The sequence below is a fragment of the Amycolatopsis sp. genome (assembly GCF_036008905.1).
Lineage (GTDB): Bacteria > Actinomycetota > Actinomycetes > Mycobacteriales > Pseudonocardiaceae > Amycolatopsis.
Window position 1 is genome coordinate 1 of record NZ_DASYMU010000241.1, and the last position, 18,081, is coordinate 18,081.

The following is an 18,081-nucleotide window of genomic DNA, read 5'->3' on the forward strand; positions in this document are numbered from 1 at the left end:
GAGTGGCAACAAGTGTTAGAACACTTGTTGCCACTCACGAGCCACCCCCACACTCGCACCCCCGCGACTCTCCTGGGGACATACCGATACGGGGTACTATCGGCGGATACGAACTGAGAGGACGGGCGCCCGCATGGCGAGCTACAGCGAGGACAAGGAGGCCTACCTCAAACGGCTCCGCCGCATCGAAGGGCAGATCCGTGGCCTCCAGCGCATGGTCGAACAGGACAAGTACTGCATCGACATCCTGACCCAGGTCTCCGCCGCCACCAAGGCGCTGCAGTCGTTCTCCCTGCAACTGCTCGACGAGCACCTCTCCACCTGCGTCGTCGACGCGGCCGCCGCCGGCGGCAAGGAGGCCGAACTCAAGGTTCGCGAAGCCTCCGACGCGATAGCGCGGCTCGTCCGCAGCTAGTGGTGGCCGTGTATCACGGCGTGGCCCAGCCCGCGGCCGATCATCCACTTGTTGACCGGCACGGTGACGACAAACGCCACCAGCAGTGAGAAAACGAGCGAGCCCCAGAACAGCGGGCTCGCGAGCCCCGCGTCCATCGCGCCGGGCACCACGACGATGACGGCGTTATCGACGATTTCCATCACCGCGATCGAGACGGTATCGGCGGCGAGCGCGACCTTCAATGCTGCTTTGAAACCCAGTCCGCCCTTCAGCACCCCGCGCATCGTCAGGGCGTAGCCGAAGAAGAACGCGAGCACGATGGAGAGCACCACGGTCGCCGCGTTGTGCAGGCCGAACGCGGTGCCGAGGACCATGCCGAGTACTTCACCGATCGCGCAACCTGTCAGGCAGTGCAACGTCGCCGAAGCGGCCATCGACCAGGTGCTGCCGTGCTGTCCCTCATCCATGGGGCTCAGCTTACCCCCCATGGGTATACTCGGGCGAAAGTTCAGCCTTGCGAACCCCAGCCCTACTGCGGACCAGGCTGCTGCGGGTGTTGCGGCCGCTGCGGGGGTTGCGGGTGCTGCGGCGCCTGCTGGGGCGGGTACTGCTGCTGCGGCGCCTGCTGGGGCGGGTACTGCTGCTGCTGCGCTTGCTGCTGCCAGTTCGGCTGCGGCTGGTCCCACTGCTGGTTCAGCGAACCGGGCAACGGCTGGGGCTCCTTCTTACGACCCTGGATCCCCATCTTCAGGTTCTGCGCCGCGATCAGCACGATCAGCGCGCCCACCGCGATGACCGCGTAGTTGCCGAAGTCCGACGACTTCTGCTGCTCCGCCAGCGAACTCGAGCCCGTCTCCTCACCCGAAACCGACGTGCTGACACACGTCTGCCCGGCGGACATCGTCTGCCCGCCACAGTCGACCTCTCCCCGGTCCAGCTTCAGGATTCCCCCGGCGATGGCCATGAGCCCGAACACCAGAAACACGCTCGACCAGATGATGCGCTTCACGTCAACCCCCTATACGCCGCAACAAAACGTCGAGAGCATATCCGAACGAATCGCCCTTTGTGACAAGTCACGGGAAATTGTCCCACTAAAGCGCACGGGCACCCGCTGCCGCAGTCGCTCATGCGCCCGGCGACCACACAAAAGGCCCTGACCTGCATAATCGACGGCGGGAACGAAGTATGCGTGATTACGCATGAACTCACTTCGGCAACCGTTTTCCAAGATCCGTTGACCTGGATATCGGTGTCACTTACCTTCGCCGGAGGTCTCCGCCCAACGCGCCGAGTGTTGGCGCGCTTACAACAAGTACTGAAGGACTGGTGGAGATGCGTGCGTCGGCGAAGACACTCGTCACGGGTGCCGTGCTGATGCTGTGTGCGGTACTGGGGCTTTCCGGCTGCTCGGACAAGACAGGCTCAGAAGCCAAACCGACCAGGATCGCGTTCGTGCCGAAGGTCGGGGGCATCCCGTACTTCGAGGCGATGAACACCGGCGCCCAGGAAGCCGCGAAGCAGCTTGGCGTGGAGTGGGACTCCATCGGCCCGGCCACGGTCGACCCGGCCGAGCAGATCAGGATCATCGAAGGCCTCATCCAGAAGCACGTCGACGTCATCGTGGTCGCGCCGAACGATCCGGCGTCGGTGGCGCCCGCGATAGCCGAGGCCAGGGCCCAGGGCATCCACGTGATGACCTCGGACACCGACGCGCCCGCGTCCCAGCGCGAGCTCTTCGTGAACCAGGCGACCGCCGACGGCATCGGCCAGGCCCTCACGGACGCGCTCATGGCCAAGACGAACGGCGGCGGGAAGTACGCCATCGTGTCCTGCGGTGAGACGGCGATGAACCTCAACTCGTGGATCAGTGTGCAGAAGGAGTACACCAAGCAGAAGTACCCGAACGCCGAGATCGTCTCGACGGTGTACGCCGGCGAAGACCAGGAGACCGCGACAACGATGGCGAAGAAGCTGATGGAGACCTACCCGGATCTCGTCGGCCTGGTCGGCGAATGCACCACCTCCGCACCCGGCGTCGCCAGGGCCGTGCGGGAGTCGCAGAAGATCGGACAGGTGTTCACCGTCGGGATCGGCACCCCGCAGGCGATCAAGCCGTACCTGGAAGACGGCTCGTGCTCGACGTCGGTGCTGTGGAACGTCGAGTCGCTCGGCTATCTCACCGTGTGGTCCGCCAAACAGCTCGCCGACGGCAAGACGCCGGCCGAGGTCAACAAGGTCAGCGGCGAACTCCCGGCCGTCCGCTTCGACCCGGCCAAGAAGACGCTCCTGCTGGGCGATCCACTGTTGATCACCACCGCGAACGTGGACCAGTTCAAGTACTGAGCGGCGTTGCCTGCCAGGCACCACGACCCTCCGTTGAGGTGAAGTACCCGCGCCGCACCACCGAATCCGGGGTCGCGCGTTCTACTTTGGCATCATGGCCAAAGGTGAGTACGACATCTCCACCGCGAGACGCCGAGAGCTCGGCAACGAGCTGAAATTCGTGCGAGAGCAAGCGAAACTGAGCGGACACGCCCTCGCGCGGATCGTAGGCTGGTTGCCCAGCACGATTTCGCGGTACGAAGGCGGGCAGCGGACGCCGTCCGAATTGGACGTCGCGGTGTTCTTGACCGCCTGCGGAGTGAAACGCGACGAACTGGTGCGGCTGCTGGAATTGGCGCGCGAGGTCGATATGCCGTACTGGGTCCGGCCGCTGCCCGACGGGCTGCGGTCGCTGATGATCCAGGAGGGTTCGGCCGCCATGATCCGCAGCTACGAACCCCTTGTGGTGCCGGGCCTTCTCCAGACCGAGGACTACATCCGCGCGATCTACCAGTGGTCGAACACCGTCGACGAGAAGGACATCGACCGGATGGTCAGCTCCCGGCTGTCCCGGCAAAGCCTCCTCCGCCGCAGGAATCCGCCTCGCAGCAAGTTCTACGTCCACGAGCGCGCGCTGCGATCGGTCATCGGTGGCGCACAGGTCATGCATGAACAACTCCTTCAACTGGTCTTCGCCGCTTCGCAGCTTCACTGCTCAGTCCGCGTAGTGCTCGAATCAGCTGGCTCCTACAACATCCTGGACGGCCCATTCAAAGTCTTCGATTACGCCATCCATCGGCCAGCCGCGTATGTGGCAACCCCAACAGCCGGAGTATTCATCGAGGAGCCCGCAGACGTGGTGACCTACTCCGGGTTCCTTGACAGACTCGATCGAGATGCTCTAGATGGCGCACAATCGGTGGAGTGGCTTGCCGAGCTGGCAAACCACTACGACCGACTGGAGGAGCGCCACGATGCCCGAACTGGCCTGGGTCAAGAGCAGCCACAGCAACGGCGGTAGCGAGTCGAGCGACTGCGTCGAGGTCGCCTTCACCCCGCACCACACGGCCGTTCGCGACTCCAAAGCCCCCGCGAACGGTCATCTCGCCCTCCCCCGTGCCAGCTGGCGCGGCCTCCTCTCGACTCTTGCTACGATGAACATGAGGGTTTCCTCAAGTTAGGCGTCAAGGGAGAGAAGTCGTGCGCGTAGATGTCTGGGCCGATCTGGTTTGTCCGTGGTGCTACCTGGGCAAACGCCGTTTCGACAACGCCCTCGCGGAGTTCGGGCACGCCGAGGACGTCGAGGTCGTGCACCACTCGTTCCAGCTCGACCCGAGCTTCCCCAAGGGCCAGGTGCTCGATCAGCGCGAGATGCTGACCGAGAAGTACGGCATGACCGCGGAGCAGGCCACGAAGTCCGGCCTGGAGATGGAGGAGCGTGCCGCCGATGCCGGTCTCGAGTACAACATGACCGGCATCCAGGTGGGCAACACCGTCGACGCGCACCAGATCCTGCACCTGGGCGCCAAGCACGGCCTGGCCGACGCCGTCATGGAGCGTCTCTACCGCGCCCACTTCACCGAGAAGCGGTCCATCTTCACGCACGACTCGCTCGTCGAACTCGCCGTCGACGCCGGTCTCGACGGCGACGAAGCCCGCTCGGTCCTCGAGTCCGGCACGTACGCCGAAGCCGTCGCCGCCGATGGCGCCGAAGCCCGCGCCCTGGGCGCCAACGGCGTCCCGTTCTTCGTTATCGACAACCGCTACGGCGTCTCCGGCGCGCAGCCCCAAGAGGTCTTCGCCAAAGCCCTCACCCAGGCCTACGCCGAATCCACCCCCGCCTGAACTCCCGAATATGTCGACAACTTATCGCGATAAGTTGTCGACATATTCGGAAGCTACCGGCGGCGCAGGGAGTGCGCGGCGGCCGAGGCGCCGAGGATCAGGATGAGGGTGGTCAGGGCCCAGCGGCGCTTGAGGTCGGTGTGGTGATCGCGTTTCGCGGTCGCGACGAAGGCCTCAGTGGGCCGCTTTTTCGACGTCTTGGGCGGCTTCGTCGTGGTCGGCGTCGGTGACGGTTCGACGGTCGGCGCAGGTGTCGAGGAAGTCGTCGGCACGATCGGCTGCGACACCGGCGGGTCAGAGCGCGGCGGCACCGCGGGAATCACCGGCGGCTGCGGAACATCCGGCGGCAACGGCGGTGGTTCCGGGACAACCGGCGGTTGCGAGGACGTCGACAGGCAGCCCGCGACATCCGAAGTCGCCAGCCGCGGTCCCGAAGACACCTCGGTCACCGCCCCCGAATCCCGCTCGACCCGGTACACCACGCTCCGGTTGTCCTCCCGGTTCGACGTGACGTACAGCGCGCGATCGGCGCCGAGCACCACCGAACCGGCCGACTCGCCCCGCGGCAACTGCAGGTTCGGCACGACGTCGACCTGCCCGTTCGCCGGGTTGATCGTCACGACCGAACCCGCGCCACGCGAGGACATCGAGACGCCGTACAGCAGGCCGGCCGCCGGGTCGTAGTCGAAGTCGTCGACGCCGGTGGCCAGCGAGACGAGCCGCAACGGCGTCAGCTTCAATACCGTCAAGAACGAATCCCCCGGCGTGATGTCCACTGTGTACAGTGTGCTGTTTCTCCTTATGTACCAAGTGTTCCCGTGGATCGCCCCGGCCGTGGCCCCGGTGACGACACTCCAGGGCACATGGCTGACCCCGGCTCGCCGCACCGGCCCGAGATCCGTGGTGTTCCCATCGCGATCGATGGCCACCACGTGCGCACCGGCCGGGAAAGCTGTGCTGTCACTGCCATCCGCGACGCCGTAGACCAGGTTCTGCGCGGACGAGTAACCCATGGCGTTGAGCCAGAACCCGGGTGTCCCCAACGAAGTCGTCGCGCCGCCGGGCAGGTCGACCCGGCTCAGCGCGGACGGCCGGTCGGTCTGGGTGTTCTGCGCCCGCACCACAGTGCAAACACCACTCTGCCCGTTCGCCGCGGGCGCGATCGACGCCGACGCCCCGAGCAGGACGCCGGCGATCGCGAGCGGCAGGAGTTTCGACCTGGTCGTCATGGCCGTCAAGCGAGTCTGACCAGCGCGGCGGTGAACGCGACCGGATCGACGCGCGCCCCGCCCCCGAACGGATTCTGCAGCTGGTAGATCGCGAAGAGCAGCAACGTGATGGTCCCGGCCAGGACCGACACGATGACGATGTGCGCCCGCAGCTGCGTGCCGCCGAAGAGGTTGACCAGCAGCACCGAGATCAGCGTGCCGAAGATCAGCGCGAACCACACCACACCTTCGACGTCACCATCGCTCGCGGCGCTCAGCCGCGCCTGCCGGGCTTGATAGACCTGCCACAACTGATTGGCGGCCTCACTCTTGCGATCGACCTGCCAGTCGTCGACGACTTCGGTCTGCGCGATGAGCCGGCGCATCTTGTCGAGCTGTGTCCAGCCGGTGTCCGCGGGCGTCTCGCCCTCGCGCATCTTCGGCCATTCCTGCTCGGCGACCGTGACGGTGTACGCGCGGCTCATCTCCCGCATCCGCGTCTTGGTCGGCTCGGGCAGCGAATCGGCCGCCCAGGTCGCCGCCACGAGACTGTCCGCCTCCAAATAAGAACTGTCCTGGGCGTGGCTCACCAGATCGAACTGGGAGATGAGGACAAAAGCGACCAGAACGGCATGCAATCCGCCGACAATGGTGAAGGCCTGACCGGCCGCGCCATTGTTGGCCTCTCGTCCCTCGGCCCCGCCGAGGCGCCGGACGAGGTAAGCGATCAGCGCACCGAGGGCGGCCGCGCCGATCACCCAGAGGATTCCGGTCAGGTAAATACTCATTCATGTCCTTTCCTGGGACTTGGCAACATAAGGCTGTGAACCGTTCGCCAATTCCCGCCCGGCCGAACCGCCCGCTAAAAGTAGTCAGCGTCGATCTTCCCGGCAAGCCAGCCGGACACAATTCACGCATACGCCGTTTACGTCGATCCGGATGTTGCACGACCGGAGCAATTGGCGGCCCAAATAACCTTGCGTTACAACCTAATTCGTCACACGTTCGTGGATCTTGCTAGGCCGATCGGGAAGATCTTTACAGCAGGACGTCACAGCGTTCTCCCTGGTGGCAATTTCCGGATTATTCCTGCTCCAGTCATTTTTTGGCGGCACGTCAAGAGTGCGCGTGCTGGCATTCAGGTGAACGTGATCGGCAACCCCTTCGTGGACTTGTCTATCACCTGCCGCTTGCTATGTTCATTCCGCGGCCCGCTGGAAAAAGAATGAAATCGGACAGTTGATCATTCTCCTTTGCCTCGAATACCAAATCTGCAACGAACATCACGAACCCATGGATTGGCGGTTGTTGTTGTGAGTGTGACGGATTCGACGACGTCCTCGGAGTCAGAAGTCGAAGGTGAACACCCGCAGTTGAGCCTCGGGCGCGCGGCGGCCCGCAATCTGGCGACGACGACCAAGTCCGTTCCGCAGATGCAGGGGATCTCGTCCCGCTGGCTGCTGCGGATGCTGCCCTGGATCGAGGTCGCCGGCGGCACGTACCGCGTCAACCGGCGCCTGTCCTACGCGGTCGGCGACGGCCGGGTCACCTTCTCCAAGACGGGCGCCAGCGTCCGCGTGATCCCGCCGGAACTCGGCGAGTTGCCGCTGTTGCGCGGCTTCGAAGACGAAGAAGTCCTCGACGCGCTGGCGGACAGATTCGAGCAGCGCGAGCTCGAAGCGGGTGACGTGATCGTGGAGTTCGGCCACCAGGCCGACCAGGTCTATCTCATCGCGCACGGCAAGATCAGGAAGATCGGCGCCGGCGAGTACGGCGACGAGATCGCCCTCGGCCTGCTCGCCGACGGCGACTACTTCGGCGAGCAGGTGCTGGGAAACGCCGACGGGATCTGGGAGTTCACCGCCAAGGCCGTCACCCCGTGCACGGTGCTCAGCCTTTCGCGGCGCTCGCTCGAACAGCTCCTCGAACAGTCCGAGGAACTCAGCGCGCATATCGAGCACGCCAGTGCGTCCGGCGGCCAGTCGCAGAACCACCACGGTGAAGCGACCATCGAGGTCGCTTCCGGGCACGACGGCGAGCCCGAGCTGCCGAGCACCTTCGTCGACTACGAATCCTCGCCGCGCGAGTACGAACTGAGCGTCGCCCAGACCGTGCTCCGTGTCCACAGCCGGATAGCCGACCTCTACAACCAGCCGATGGACCAGGTCGAGCAGCAGCTGCGGCTGACCATCGAAGCCCTGCGGGAACGGGAAGAACACGACCTCGTCAACAACCGCGAATTCGGCCTGCTGCACAACGCCGACTTCTCCCAGCGCATCAACACCCGCACCGGCCCGCCCACCCCCGACGACCTCGACGAGCTGCTTTCGTTGGTGTGGAAGGATCCCAGCTTCTTCCTCGCGCACCCGCGGACCATCGCGGCGTTCGGCCGGGAGTGCAACCGGATCGGGGTTTACCCGAACAGCATCGACTTCAGCGGGCATCTGGTCCCGGCGTGGCGCGGGGTGCCGATCCTGCCCTGCAACAAGATCCCGGTCACCGAAACCCGCACCAGCTCGATCATGCTGATGCGCACCGGTCAGGAGAACCAGGGCGTCGTCGGCCTGCACACCACGGGACTGCCCGACGAGTACCAGCCCGGGCTGAACGTCCGGTTCATGGGCATCAACGAGCAGGCCGTGATCTCGTACCTGGTCAGCGCCTACTACTCCACCGCCGTGCTCGTCCCCGACGCGCTCGCGATCCTGGATCTCGCCGAAATCGGTCACTAGTAACGGTCCCCACCGGCCGCACCTGAACCACATCACCACGCACAGGATTGGCGGTACGCCAGATGACGGTGACCGAGCCGGGCGCCCAAGCGCAACAGAGCTTGGGCAAGGCGGCGGCGCGGAACCTCGCCACGACAACGAAATCCGCCCCGCAGATGCAGGGGATTTCGCCACGCTGGCTGTTGCGGATGCTGCCGTGGGTCGAGGCCGCCGGTGGCGCGTACCGGGTGAACCGCCGGTTGAGTTACACCGTGGGCGACGGGCGCGTGACGTTCACCAACGTCGGCACCACGGTCCGCGTCATCCCGCGGGAACTGTGCGAACTGCCGGTGCTGCACGGATTCGACGACCAAGAAGCTCTCGTCGCGTTGGCTGACCGCTTCGAGCAGCAGGAGTTCGACGCGGGTGACGTGATCGTCCAAGCGGGAACGCCGATGGAACAGGTCTTCCTGATCGCGCACGGCAAGATCGACAAGATCGGCACCGGGGAATTCGGCGACGAGACCGCACTCGGCTCGTTCGTCGACGGCGCGTACTTCGGCGAGCGGCTGCTCGGCGGCGAGACCGGGACCTGGGAGTTCACCGCGAAAGCCGTCACACCGGTCACCGTGCTGACGCTGCGGCGGCCGTCGTTCGAAGCGATGAACGGGCAGTCCGACGCACTGCGCCGGCACATCCTGGCTGTGCTGAGCAGCAAGAAGAAACCGCAGAACAAGGCGGGTGAGGCGGCGATCGACATGGCGTCGGGCCACGACGGCGAAATCTTGCTCCCCGGGACGTTCGTCGACTACGAAGGCTCGCCGCGCGAGTACGAACTGGCCGTGGCGCAGACCGTGCTGCGGGTCCACACCCGGGTCGCCGACCTCTACAACCAGCCGATGAACCAGCTCGACCAGCAGCTGCGGCTCACCATCGAAGCGTTGCGGGAGCGGCAGGAATTCGACCTCGTCAACAACCGCGAGTTCGGCCTGCTGCACAACGCCGACCTCAAACAGCGCATCTCCACCCGCACCGGGCCGCCCACCCCGGACGACCTCGACGAGCTGATCAGCCGGCGCCGGAAGTCGAAGTTCCTGCTGGCGCACCCGAAAACCATCGCGGCCTTCGGCAGGCAACTCAACGCGCGCGGGCTGTACCCGGCGGGCACCGAGGTGAACGGGAAGCTCGTGTCGGCGTGGCGCGGCGTGCCGTTGCTGCCCTGCGACAAGATCCCGATCAGCGAAACCGGCGTCAGCTCGATCCTGGTCCTGCGGACCGGCGAAGAGGACAATGGGGTGATCGGGCTACGCCAGACCGGTCTCCCGGACGAGTACGAGCCGGGACTCAACGTCCGGTTCATGGGCATCAACGAGCAGGCGGTCATGTCGTACCTGGTCAGCGCCTACTACTCGGCCGCGGTACTGGTTCCCGACGCGCTCGGTGTGCTCGAGAACGTCGAAATCGGACGCTGAGTGAGGGAGCTGGGATGACCGTCATGGACACACGGACCAAGGGCCGGTCCGCACCGGAGGTACTGGACTGGTGCCGGTCCTTTGTGGACCCAGCGATGCGCGCGGCCGTCGAACGGCTGCCGGCGTCGATCCATCCGATCGCCGGGTACCACTTCGGCTGGCTGGACGAACACGGGCAACCGGTGGAAGGCGACACGGGCAAGTTGTTCCGCCCGGCGTTGACGCTGCTGGCGGCGGAGGCCGTCGGGGCGGATCCGGCGGACGCCATCCCGGCTGCGGTGGCCGTCGAGTTCGTGCACAACTTTTCGTTGCTGCACGACGACGTCATGGATGGAGACGTCACCAGGCGGCACCGGCCGACGGCGTGGGCGGTGTTCGGCACGGGCACGGCGATCCTCGCCGGTGACTCGCTGCTGACCGTCGCGCTGGAGACGCTCGCCGAGACCCCGAAGGCCATGCGGGTCCTCAGCGCCGCGGTCAACGCGCTGGTCGACGGGCAGATCGCGGACGTCACGTTCGAACAGCGTTCCGACGTCGAGCTGGCCGAGTGCGTGCGGATGGCGGAGGCGAAAACCGGGGCGCTGCTCGGGGCTTCGTGTGTGCTGGGCGCGATGTTCGGTGGTGGCACCGAGGACCAGATCACGCGGCTCGGCGAGTTCGGGCGGAATCTGGGTCTGGCGTTCCAGCACGTCGACGACCTGCTCGGCATCTGGGGCGATTCCGCCGTCACGGGGAAGCCGATCTATTCGGATCTGCAGAACCGCAAGAAGTCGCTCGCCGTGGTCGCCGCGCTGAACTCGGGCACCCCGGCGGGTGACGAACTCGCCACGCTCTACTTGCAGGAGCACGACTTGTCCGATTCGGAACTCGTGCGCGCCGCGGAACTCATCGACACCGCCGGTTCGCGCACCTGGAGCCAATCCCGCGCCGACGCCCTCCTCGCCGACGCCCTCAACGACCTCCTCGCCGCAACCCCCGCCCCCATCGCCGCCGCCGAACTCGCCGCCCTAGCCAAACTCGCCACCCGCCGCACCCACTAACCCCGTCCCCAGATCGCGTTCACCCGTCCACAACCTGCACTCACCCGTACACAGACTGCACTCACGCCGAGTGCAGTCTGTGCGCGTTCGTGGGCAAGTTATGCACGCTCAAGTGCAGTCTGCGTACGGGTGTTGGCGGTTCGCGGTCACCCAGCCGATTGGGCCCTGAGCTGCGGTTACTGACCGGGCCGGGTCAAGCCGTCCTTCTCCGCGCCCCGGCTCAGCACGACCTCGGACGTGGCCTTCAGCGCCTCGGCGCCGCGCTCGCCCGACGGGTTCTCGGTCAGGTCGAACAGCCGGAGCTGCGGTGTGAGCTGCATGAGCGTCGGCAGGAACTCCGCCTTGTCGACCTTCCAGCCGTCGGCACCCTTAACGAACCGGAACCGCGCCGCCGCGCCTTCTTCGGTCGAGCCGCGCGGGTCGGAGTGCTTCGCGACGCTGTTGCCGAGCCCGTAGGCGACCCACTTGCCGTTGACCTCCTCGAACGGCTGCACCACATGCGCGTGGTGACCGATGATGAGGTCGATGTTCTTGTCGGCCAGCAGCTTCTTCGCCTGCTGCTCCTGGTCCTTGGTGATCTCGTGCTGGTACTCGGTCCCCCAGTGCAGGCTCGCGATGACGACCTCGGCACCGGCGGCCTTCGCCGCTTTCGCGTCCTTGATGACGTCTTCGACGACGATCCGGTTCGCCAGGTACGGCTTGCCCTTCGGCACCTCGATACCGTTGAAACCGAACGCGAACGACACCTGCGCGACCTTCACGCCCTTGACGTCCATGATCAGCGGCGTCGCGGCTTCCTTCGCGGTGCGCGCGGAGCCGGTGTGCTTAATTCCCGCTTGGTCAAGTTTGTCGAGCGTCCGCGTGATCCCGGCTTCGCCCTGGTCAAGCGTGTGGTTGGACGACGTCGAGCAGGTGTCGTACCCGGTGTCCTTGATCGCGTCGGCGACCTCGGGCGGCGCGCTGAACGATGGGTAGCCGCTGTACGGGCCGCCCTGCTTCGCGAGCGGCGTCTCGAGATGGCAGATGGCCAGGTCGGCGCCGGAGATCAGCGGCTTGACCCCGGCCAGCAGCGGGCGGTAGTCGTACTCGCCCTGGCCGCTGGTCTTCGCGTCAGCGGCGGCCTGGTCGGTGATCGCCGGGTGGATGAGCACGTCCCCGGTCGCGACCACGGTGAAGGAGCCGTCCGGCGCGGCCGAGCTCGTCGGCACCGGCGGAGCAGACGGCGCCGGCTGCTGCTGAGCGGGAGCGCTCGAGCAGGCGGTGGCCAGCAACGCCGTGGCGGACAGGACCGCGACCCTCGTGGAAAGCCTCATAATTCCGGCATCCTGCCCTAACGGCGTCCACCGTTCGAGATCGCCCCGGCGCCCCCGCGGACGACCTATGCTCGAAAGCGATGACTACCACGACGTTGCCCCTGATCGACATCTCCCGGTTCCGGGCCCCGGGCGCCGGCCGTGCGGAGTTCCTCGCCGAGCTCAGACACGCCGCTCACGACGTGGGTTTCTTCTACGTCGTCGGCCACGGCGTCCCCGAAGAGCTGATGACCGGCATCTTCGACGTCGCCCGGCGGTTCTTCGAGCTGCCGCTGGAGCAACGCCTGGCAATCGAGAACCTCAACTCGCCCCAGTTCCGCGGCTACACCCGCGTCGGCACCGAGCACACCGCCGGCGCGCCGGACTGGCGTGAGCAGATCGACATCGGCCCTGAGCGGCCCGCACGTGAGGTCCGGCCCGGCGACCCGGCGTGGACGCGGCTGATCGGCCCCAACCAGTGGCCCGCCCAGCTCCCCGAGCTGCGCGAGACGACGCTCGCCTGGCAGGCCGAGGCGCTGCGCGTCAGCCGCGAAGTGCTGCGCGCGCTCTCCGCCGCGCTCGGCCAGCCCGAGGACTACTTCGACCGCTGGTTCGACGCCGAGGCGTCCACCCACGTGAAGATCGTGCAGTACCCCGGCCGCGCCACCGAGGATTCCGAGCAGGGCGTTGGCGTCCACAAGGACTACGGCTACCTCGCGCTGTTGCAGCAGGACGACGTCGGCGGCCTGCAGGTCCAGGCCTCCGACGGCAGCTGGATCGACGCGACGCCGGTGCCGGGCGCGTTCGTGTTCAACATCGGCGAGATGCTGGAAATCGCGACCCAGGGCTATCTGACGGCGACGCGGCACCGGGTGATCAGCCCGCCGACCGGGGTCAAGCGGCTGTCGGTGCCGTTCTTCCTCGGCCCGCGCCTCGACGCCGTCGTCGAGCCGCTGCAGCTGCCGCCCGAGCTGGCCTCCGCGTCGCGCGGGGTCAGCACGGACAAGGACAACCCGCTGCTCGCGGCGTTCGGCGAGAACGCCGTGGTCGGCTGGCTGCGCTCGCATCCGCGGGTCGCCGCTCGCTGGTGGCCTGACCTGTGACACGCCACTCCTTCGAAACGCGGCAGATCCACGCAGGTGCCCAGCCGGACCCGGCGACGGGCGCCCGCGCGACACCGATCTACCAGACCAGCTCGTACGTCTTCACCAGCGCCGAGCACGCGGCGGACGCGTTCGCCCTGCGCGATCTGGAGTCGCACGCCTACACGCGACTGTCCAATCCGACCACCCTGGTCGTCGAGGAACGCTTGGCGGACCTCGAAAACGGGCTGGCCGCGGTGGCTGTCGCAAGTGGACAAGCGGCGTCGGCCTTGGCGTTGCTGAACATCGCACGCGTGGGCGACCACATCGTCTCGGCGGCGACGCTGTACGGCGGCACGTACAACCTGTTCGCGTACACCTTCGCCGACATGGGCATCACGGTCGACTTCGTGACGGAACCGGACGATCCGTCGGCTTGGCGGGCGGCACTGCGCCCCAACACCAAGGCCGTCTACGCCGAGTCCGTCGGAAACCCGAGCGGCGCGGTGCTCGACATCGCCATGGTCGCCGGGATCGCCCACGATGCCGGGGTGCCGCTCGTCGTGGACAACACCGTCCCGACGCCGTATCTCCTGCGCCCGCTCGACCATGGCGCGGACATCGTGGTGCACTCGACCACGAAATTCCTTTCCGGACACGGAAACGGGATCGGTGGAGTCGTCATCGACGGCGGCGGCTTCGACTTCCAGGCCGAACCCTCGCGGTGGCCGCAGCTGAACCAACCGGATCCGAGCTATCACGGCCTGGTGTTCGGCGAGGAGTTCGGCAACCTCGGGTACGCCTTGCGGCTGCGGACAAAGCTGGTCCGCGATCTGGGACCGGCTGTCGCGCCCTTCAACAGTTTCCTGCTGCTGCAAGGCATCGAGACGCTGTCGCTGCGGATGGAACGGCATGTCTCCAACGCGCAGGCCATCGCGGAATGGCTGGACGCACACCCTCAGGTCGAGCACGTGCACTACGCGGGGTTGCCGGAAAACCCTTGGTACAAAGCCGGAAAGCAGTACCTGCCGAACGGTGTCGGCGCGGTACTGGCGTTCGAGCTGCCGAGCCTGGACGCGGGACGGCGGTTCGTCGACGGCGTCACGCTGTTCAGTCATCTCGCGAATATCGGGGACGTGCGCAGCCTGGTGATCCACCCGGCGTCCACCACCCACGCCCAGCTCGACGAAGCCCAGCAGCGCGCGAGCGGCGTCACGCCCGGGTTGATCCGGCTTTCGGTCGGGCTCGAAGGCGTCACGGATCTGATCGCCGATCTCGCGCGAGGATTGGAGAACGCCAGTGCCTGAGTTCGCCGGGAGCATCGGGAAGATCCACTACGGCCGCTGGGAGCCGGAAGATCCGACGTCGCTCGTCGTGTTCTTCCACGGCCTTGGCGAGCACATCGGTTCCTACGAGCCGTTCACGAAAGCGTTGAACGCGGCGGGAATCGCGGTGTGGGCGTCCGACCACTCAGGACACGGGCGCAGCGAGGGCGAGCGGGTGCTCGTCGAGCGCATCGACGACCTGATCGACGACGCCGCGCACCTGCTCGAACTGGCCCGAGCCGAGCATCCGGTCCTGCCGTTCGCGCTGATCGGTCACTCGCTCGGTTCCGCCGTGGTCACGCTGCTCGTCGCGGACCGGCTGCTCCCGGCCGGGATCCGGCCCACCGGGCTGGTGCTCACCGGTTCGTCGCTCGTCCCGCGCCTGCCCGAGGACGGCGCCGGCCTGGAAGCCGCGCTGCGGCCCGGCGTCGACCCGATGACCTTCCGCAAGGACCCCGGCGAGCTGACCCGGAACACCGAGTACGCGCGGCAGATCCGCGACGATCCCCTGACCTGGCAAGGCGGACTGCGGTTCCCGACCCTGCGGGCGCTGGTGGACGGCCACATCCGGCTGACGAAGGTCGTCGAGTCGAGGGTGCTCACCCTGCCAGTGCTGCTCATCCACGGCGAGGAAGACGACCTCGCACCGGCCGGTGGAGCGCGCCGGGCCGCCGAGCGCCTGCCCGACGGGCGGGTGGTGGTCTTCCCGCTGGACCGGCACAACATCCTCAACGAACTCGACCGCGACGACGTCTACCGCGTGCTGCTGGAGTTCCTGGCACACTTGCCCGCATGACAGCCGGTACCTTCAACGCGCTCACCGACGTACCGGGAATCCGCGTCGGCCATGCCACCCGTATCGGCGAAGGCGCGCTGACCGGCACCACCTGCGTACTCGTGCCGCCGGGCTCGGTATGCGCGGTGGACGGCCGCGGCGGCGCGCCGAGCACGCGGGAGACGGCGGCGCTCGACCCGCGCTACAGCGTCCGGCATCCCGACGCGATCGTCCTGACCGGTGGCAGCTCGTACGGACTGTCCACAGCGCACGGCGTGCTGGACGCGCTGGAGTCCGAAGTGGAGCCACTGGTTCCCGCGGCCGCGCTGTTCGATTTGGGCCGTGGTGGTGACTTCCACGCGCATCCCGGGCCCGCTGTCGGCGTCGAAGCCCTGACGGCCGCGCTGACGTCCGACGGACATGTGGCGCAGGGCAACGTCGGCGCCGGAACCGGCGCGATCACCGCGGAGATGAAGGGCGGACTCGGCACAGCCAGCGTCGTGCTGCCCGGCGGGATCGTCGTCGCCGCGCTGGTCGCGATGAACGCGCACGGCTCGGCCGTCGATCCGCGCGACGGCCTGCCGTACGGCCACGCACTGGGCGAGAGGCGGGAGTTCCCGCTGACCCCGCCGGACGCCGACGAGGTGCTCGCCGGGCGCGCGCGGCTCGAGGAGACAGCGCGCAGCCGCACCACCCGCAAGCCGCTGAACACCGTGATCGGCGTGATCGCGACCAACGCCGTGCTGACCCACGCGGAGGCGTTCCGACTGGCCGGCGCCGCGCAGGACGGTCTGCCGCTCGCCATCCAGCCGTCGCACTGCCTCGGCGACGGCGACACGATCTTCAGCGTCGCGACCAGCGCTGTTCCCAGTACAACCGATCTGGACACGCTGCTCGCCGCCGCCACCGCGGCCACCGCCCGCGCGGTGGTGCACGGTGTCCTGGCTGCGGAATCCGTCACGACCCCATGGGGTCACATCGCCGCCTACCGCGAGCTGTACCCTGGTGCACACCAGGTTCCCAATCCGCGGGACACGCCCGAAGATCGTTGACGGGGCTCGCGTCAGTTGGTTACCTGGTGGTAGCACCACACGGTGGAGTGGCCGAGAGGATAGGCAGAGGCCTGCAAAGCCTCGCACACGGGTTCGAATCCCGTCTTCACCTCACAGCAGGCCCAGGGGACCTTCCAAGCGGAAGGTCCCCTGAGTTGTTTCCAAGGGTCTTGGGCGGTTCTTGTCCACCCTTTTGTCCAGTGAGACCGAACTGAAACAAACAAGAACACTCGATCAACTCCCCCAAGCCGCGCATGGTGAGAATTCCCAGCTGACGGCGTCAAACGGGGAGAAAAGTACGACAAGTGATGTTTCCGAGCGTGACGGAAAGTCACCTTGCGTGGTCCAATGCCCTGGTAAAGCCGTCTTGACGGCGACCCGTGGATTGTTTAGTAATACGAGACACACGGCGTTCACGCGCTCGCAACACTCATCCTCGGTCCCCTGGGAGCCATCAATGTCCACATACCCGCACAAGCGGCGTGTCTTGAGTGCTGTTGGTTGTTGTTTGATTGCTGGCTCGGTACTGGCCGGCTGCTCGTCCGGCAAAGACACCGCTCCCGCGCAGCAGGCCGCGCCCAACTCCGGCAAGATCACGCTGTACTACCTGCAGAAGCAGGGTGACCAGCAGTACTTCGTCGAGCAGGCCCAGGGCGCGCAGGAGAAGGCCAAGGAACTCGGCGTCGAACTGAAGGTGGTCAACCTCGGCCAGGACGCGAACAAGGCGATCACCGAACTCGACGCCGCTGTCGCGCAGCAGGCCAACGGCGTCGCGATCGTCGTCCCGGACCAGGCCATCGGCCCGCAGGTGATCGACAAGGCGAAGAGCGCCGGTATCCCGATCATCGCTTCGGACGACGTCATCAAGGACGGCAGCGGCAAGAGCGCGGCGTTCGTCGGCTTCAACGGCTCCGCGATGGGCACCGAGGTCGGCAAGGAAGCCGCGCGCCTGTTCAAGGCCGCGGGCTGGAACGCCGCCGACACCAAGATCCTGAGCGCGTACAAGCAGGACCTGTCGGTCTGCGTAGACCGGGTCACCGCCGCGAAGAAGGCGTTCGACGCCGACTCGGGCGCGCAGATCCCGGTCGTCGAGGTCGGCACGGACAACTCCCCGGTCGACGCGCAGAACCGCACGGGCGCGGCACTCAGCGCGAACCCGGGCGTCAAGCACTGGGTCGTGTGGGGCTGCAACGACGAGAACGAGACCGGCTCGGTCACCGCCCTGGCCAACGCCGGCGTCGCGGCCGCCGACACCATCGGCGTCGGCCTCGGCGCGTACCTGACCTGCAAGGACTGGGCCGCGGGCAAGGAAACCGGCAACAAGGCGGCGCTGTTCATCTCCGGCGCCGAGGTCGGCCGCACCGCGATCGACCTGCTGGTGAAGAAGGTCCGCGGCGGCACCGACCTGCCGGCCGAGACGATCGCCAAGACCACGATCGTCAACAAGGACAACTACAAGCAGTCCGGCGTCAACTGCAGCTGATCCCCACTCGTGAGTGCGTAACAGTGTTCTAACACTGTTACGCACTCACGACCCCACCCTGCCAACGGAAGGCG

18 protein-coding genes and 1 tRNA gene are annotated in these 18,081 nt (G+C 66.7%); 14 read left to right on the plus strand and 5 right to left on the minus strand.

Annotated features, from left to right (window positions below; all coding sequences use genetic code 11):
* The first annotated feature begins 133 nt into the window (after window positions 1-133).
* Window positions 134-415, plus strand: a complete 282-nt coding sequence (locus tag VGP60_RS38220) for a metal-sensitive transcriptional regulator (RefSeq protein WP_327553097.1) — start codon at window positions 134-136, stop codon at window positions 413-415.
* Here VGP60_RS38220 and VGP60_RS38225 read toward each other — a convergent pair.
* Window positions 412-864: a DUF4396 domain-containing protein gene (locus VGP60_RS38225; RefSeq protein WP_327553098.1), complete on the minus strand. Its 453-nt coding sequence runs from the start codon at window positions 862-864 to the stop codon at window positions 412-414. The genes VGP60_RS38220 and VGP60_RS38225 overlap by 4 nt on opposite strands.
* 62 nt (window positions 865-926) lie before the next feature.
* Window positions 927-1,406, minus strand: a complete 480-nt coding sequence (locus VGP60_RS38230; protein ID WP_327553099.1) for a hypothetical protein — start codon at window positions 1,404-1,406, stop codon at window positions 927-929.
* A gap of 326 nt (window positions 1,407-1,732) precedes the next feature.
* On the opposite strand from VGP60_RS38230, the gene VGP60_RS38235 reads away from it, so the two are divergent.
* From VGP60_RS38235 to VGP60_RS38250, 4 genes are all read left to right on the plus strand, one after another.
* Window positions 1,733-2,743: an autoinducer 2 ABC transporter substrate-binding protein gene (locus VGP60_RS38235; RefSeq protein WP_327553100.1), complete on the plus strand. Its 1,011-nt coding sequence runs from the start codon at window positions 1,733-1,735 to the stop codon at window positions 2,741-2,743.
* 94 nt (window positions 2,744-2,837) lie between these two features.
* Window positions 2,838-3,743, plus strand: a complete 906-nt coding sequence (locus VGP60_RS38240) for a helix-turn-helix transcriptional regulator (RefSeq protein ID WP_327553101.1) — start codon at window positions 2,838-2,840, stop codon at window positions 3,741-3,743.
* Window positions 3,697-3,903 carry a DUF397 domain-containing protein gene (locus VGP60_RS38245; RefSeq protein ID WP_327553102.1) on the plus strand — a complete coding sequence of 69 codons (207 nt, stop codon included), beginning with the start codon at window positions 3,697-3,699 and terminating at the stop codon, window positions 3,901-3,903. The genes VGP60_RS38240 and VGP60_RS38245 overlap by 47 nt, the downstream gene beginning before the upstream one ends.
* Window positions 3,904-3,922: 19 nt before the next feature.
* Window positions 3,923-4,567 (plus strand): DsbA family oxidoreductase, encoded by a 645-nt coding sequence (locus VGP60_RS38250; protein ID WP_327553103.1) that lies wholly within the window; start codon window positions 3,923-3,925, stop codon window positions 4,565-4,567.
* A gap of 53 nt (window positions 4,568-4,620) precedes the next feature.
* Here the strand turns inward: VGP60_RS38250 and VGP60_RS38255 are convergent, their stop codons facing one another.
* Window positions 4,621-5,796: a DUF6923 family protein gene (locus VGP60_RS38255; protein WP_327553104.1), complete on the minus strand. Its 1,176-nt coding sequence runs from the start codon at window positions 5,794-5,796 to the stop codon at window positions 4,621-4,623.
* Window positions 5,797-5,801: 5 nt separating this feature from the next.
* Window positions 5,802-6,563: a hypothetical protein gene (locus VGP60_RS38260; protein ID WP_327553105.1), complete on the minus strand. Its 762-nt coding sequence runs from the start codon at window positions 6,561-6,563 to the stop codon at window positions 5,802-5,804.
* A 525-nt stretch (window positions 6,564-7,088) separates the two neighbouring features.
* On the opposite strand from VGP60_RS38260, the gene VGP60_RS38265 reads away from it, so the two are divergent.
* The 3 genes from VGP60_RS38265 to VGP60_RS38275 all read left to right on the plus strand — a co-directional run bounded on the left by VGP60_RS38265 (window position 7,089) and on the right by VGP60_RS38275 (window position 10,998).
* The gene (locus VGP60_RS38265; RefSeq protein ID WP_414640471.1) at window positions 7,089-8,507 is read left to right on the plus strand and encodes a family 2B encapsulin nanocompartment shell protein; all 1,419 of its coding nucleotides are present in this window, start codon (window positions 7,089-7,091) and stop codon (window positions 8,505-8,507) included.
* A 62-nt stretch (window positions 8,508-8,569) separates the two neighbouring features.
* A complete protein-coding gene (locus VGP60_RS38270; RefSeq protein WP_327553107.1) occupies window positions 8,570-9,958 on the plus strand; it encodes a family 2B encapsulin nanocompartment shell protein in 1,389 nt (462 codons plus the stop codon).
* Between the two features lie 14 nt (window positions 9,959-9,972).
* Window positions 9,973-10,998 (plus strand): family 2 encapsulin nanocompartment cargo protein polyprenyl transferase, encoded by a 1,026-nt coding sequence (locus VGP60_RS38275; RefSeq protein ID WP_327553108.1) that lies wholly within the window; start codon window positions 9,973-9,975, stop codon window positions 10,996-10,998.
* Between the two features lie 176 nt (window positions 10,999-11,174).
* Here VGP60_RS38275 and VGP60_RS38280 read toward each other — a convergent pair whose 3' ends face one another.
* Window positions 11,175-12,311 carry a CapA family protein gene (locus tag VGP60_RS38280; RefSeq protein ID WP_327553109.1) on the minus strand — a complete coding sequence of 379 codons (1,137 nt, stop codon included), beginning with the start codon at window positions 12,309-12,311 and terminating at the stop codon, window positions 11,175-11,177.
* Between the two features lie 80 nt (window positions 12,312-12,391).
* Here VGP60_RS38280 and VGP60_RS38285 point away from each other — a divergent pair, with 80 nt between their 5' ends.
* The 6 genes from VGP60_RS38285 (at window position 12,392) to VGP60_RS38310 (ending at window position 18,007) form a co-directional block, all read left to right on the plus strand.
* Window positions 12,392-13,393, plus strand: coding sequence for an isopenicillin N synthase family dioxygenase (locus VGP60_RS38285; protein WP_327553110.1), 1,002 nt, complete (start codon window positions 12,392-12,394; stop codon window positions 13,391-13,393).
* On the plus strand, window positions 13,390-14,679 hold the full coding sequence (locus VGP60_RS38290; protein ID WP_327553111.1) for an O-acetylhomoserine aminocarboxypropyltransferase/cysteine synthase family protein: 1,290 nt from the start codon (window positions 13,390-13,392) through the stop codon (window positions 14,677-14,679). The genes VGP60_RS38285 and VGP60_RS38290 overlap by 4 nt, the downstream gene beginning before the upstream one ends.
* Window positions 14,672-15,493 (plus strand): alpha/beta fold hydrolase, encoded by an 822-nt coding sequence (locus tag VGP60_RS38295; RefSeq protein WP_327553112.1) that lies wholly within the window; start codon window positions 14,672-14,674, stop codon window positions 15,491-15,493. Before VGP60_RS38290 ends, VGP60_RS38295 begins: the two co-directional genes overlap by 8 nt.
* On the plus strand, window positions 15,490-16,524 hold the full coding sequence (locus VGP60_RS38300) for a P1 family peptidase (RefSeq protein ID WP_327553113.1): 1,035 nt from the start codon (window positions 15,490-15,492) through the stop codon (window positions 16,522-16,524). Before VGP60_RS38295 ends, VGP60_RS38300 begins: the two co-directional genes overlap by 4 nt.
* Before the next feature lie 41 nt (window positions 16,525-16,565).
* Window positions 16,566-16,636: transfer RNA gene (locus VGP60_RS38305), tRNA-Cys, on the plus strand.
* A gap of 396 nt (window positions 16,637-17,032) precedes the next feature.
* Window positions 17,033-18,007 carry a substrate-binding domain-containing protein gene (locus VGP60_RS38310; RefSeq protein WP_327553114.1) on the plus strand — a complete coding sequence of 325 codons (975 nt, stop codon included), beginning with the start codon at window positions 17,033-17,035 and terminating at the stop codon, window positions 18,005-18,007.
* The last annotated feature ends 74 nt before the right edge of the window (window positions 18,008-18,081 follow it).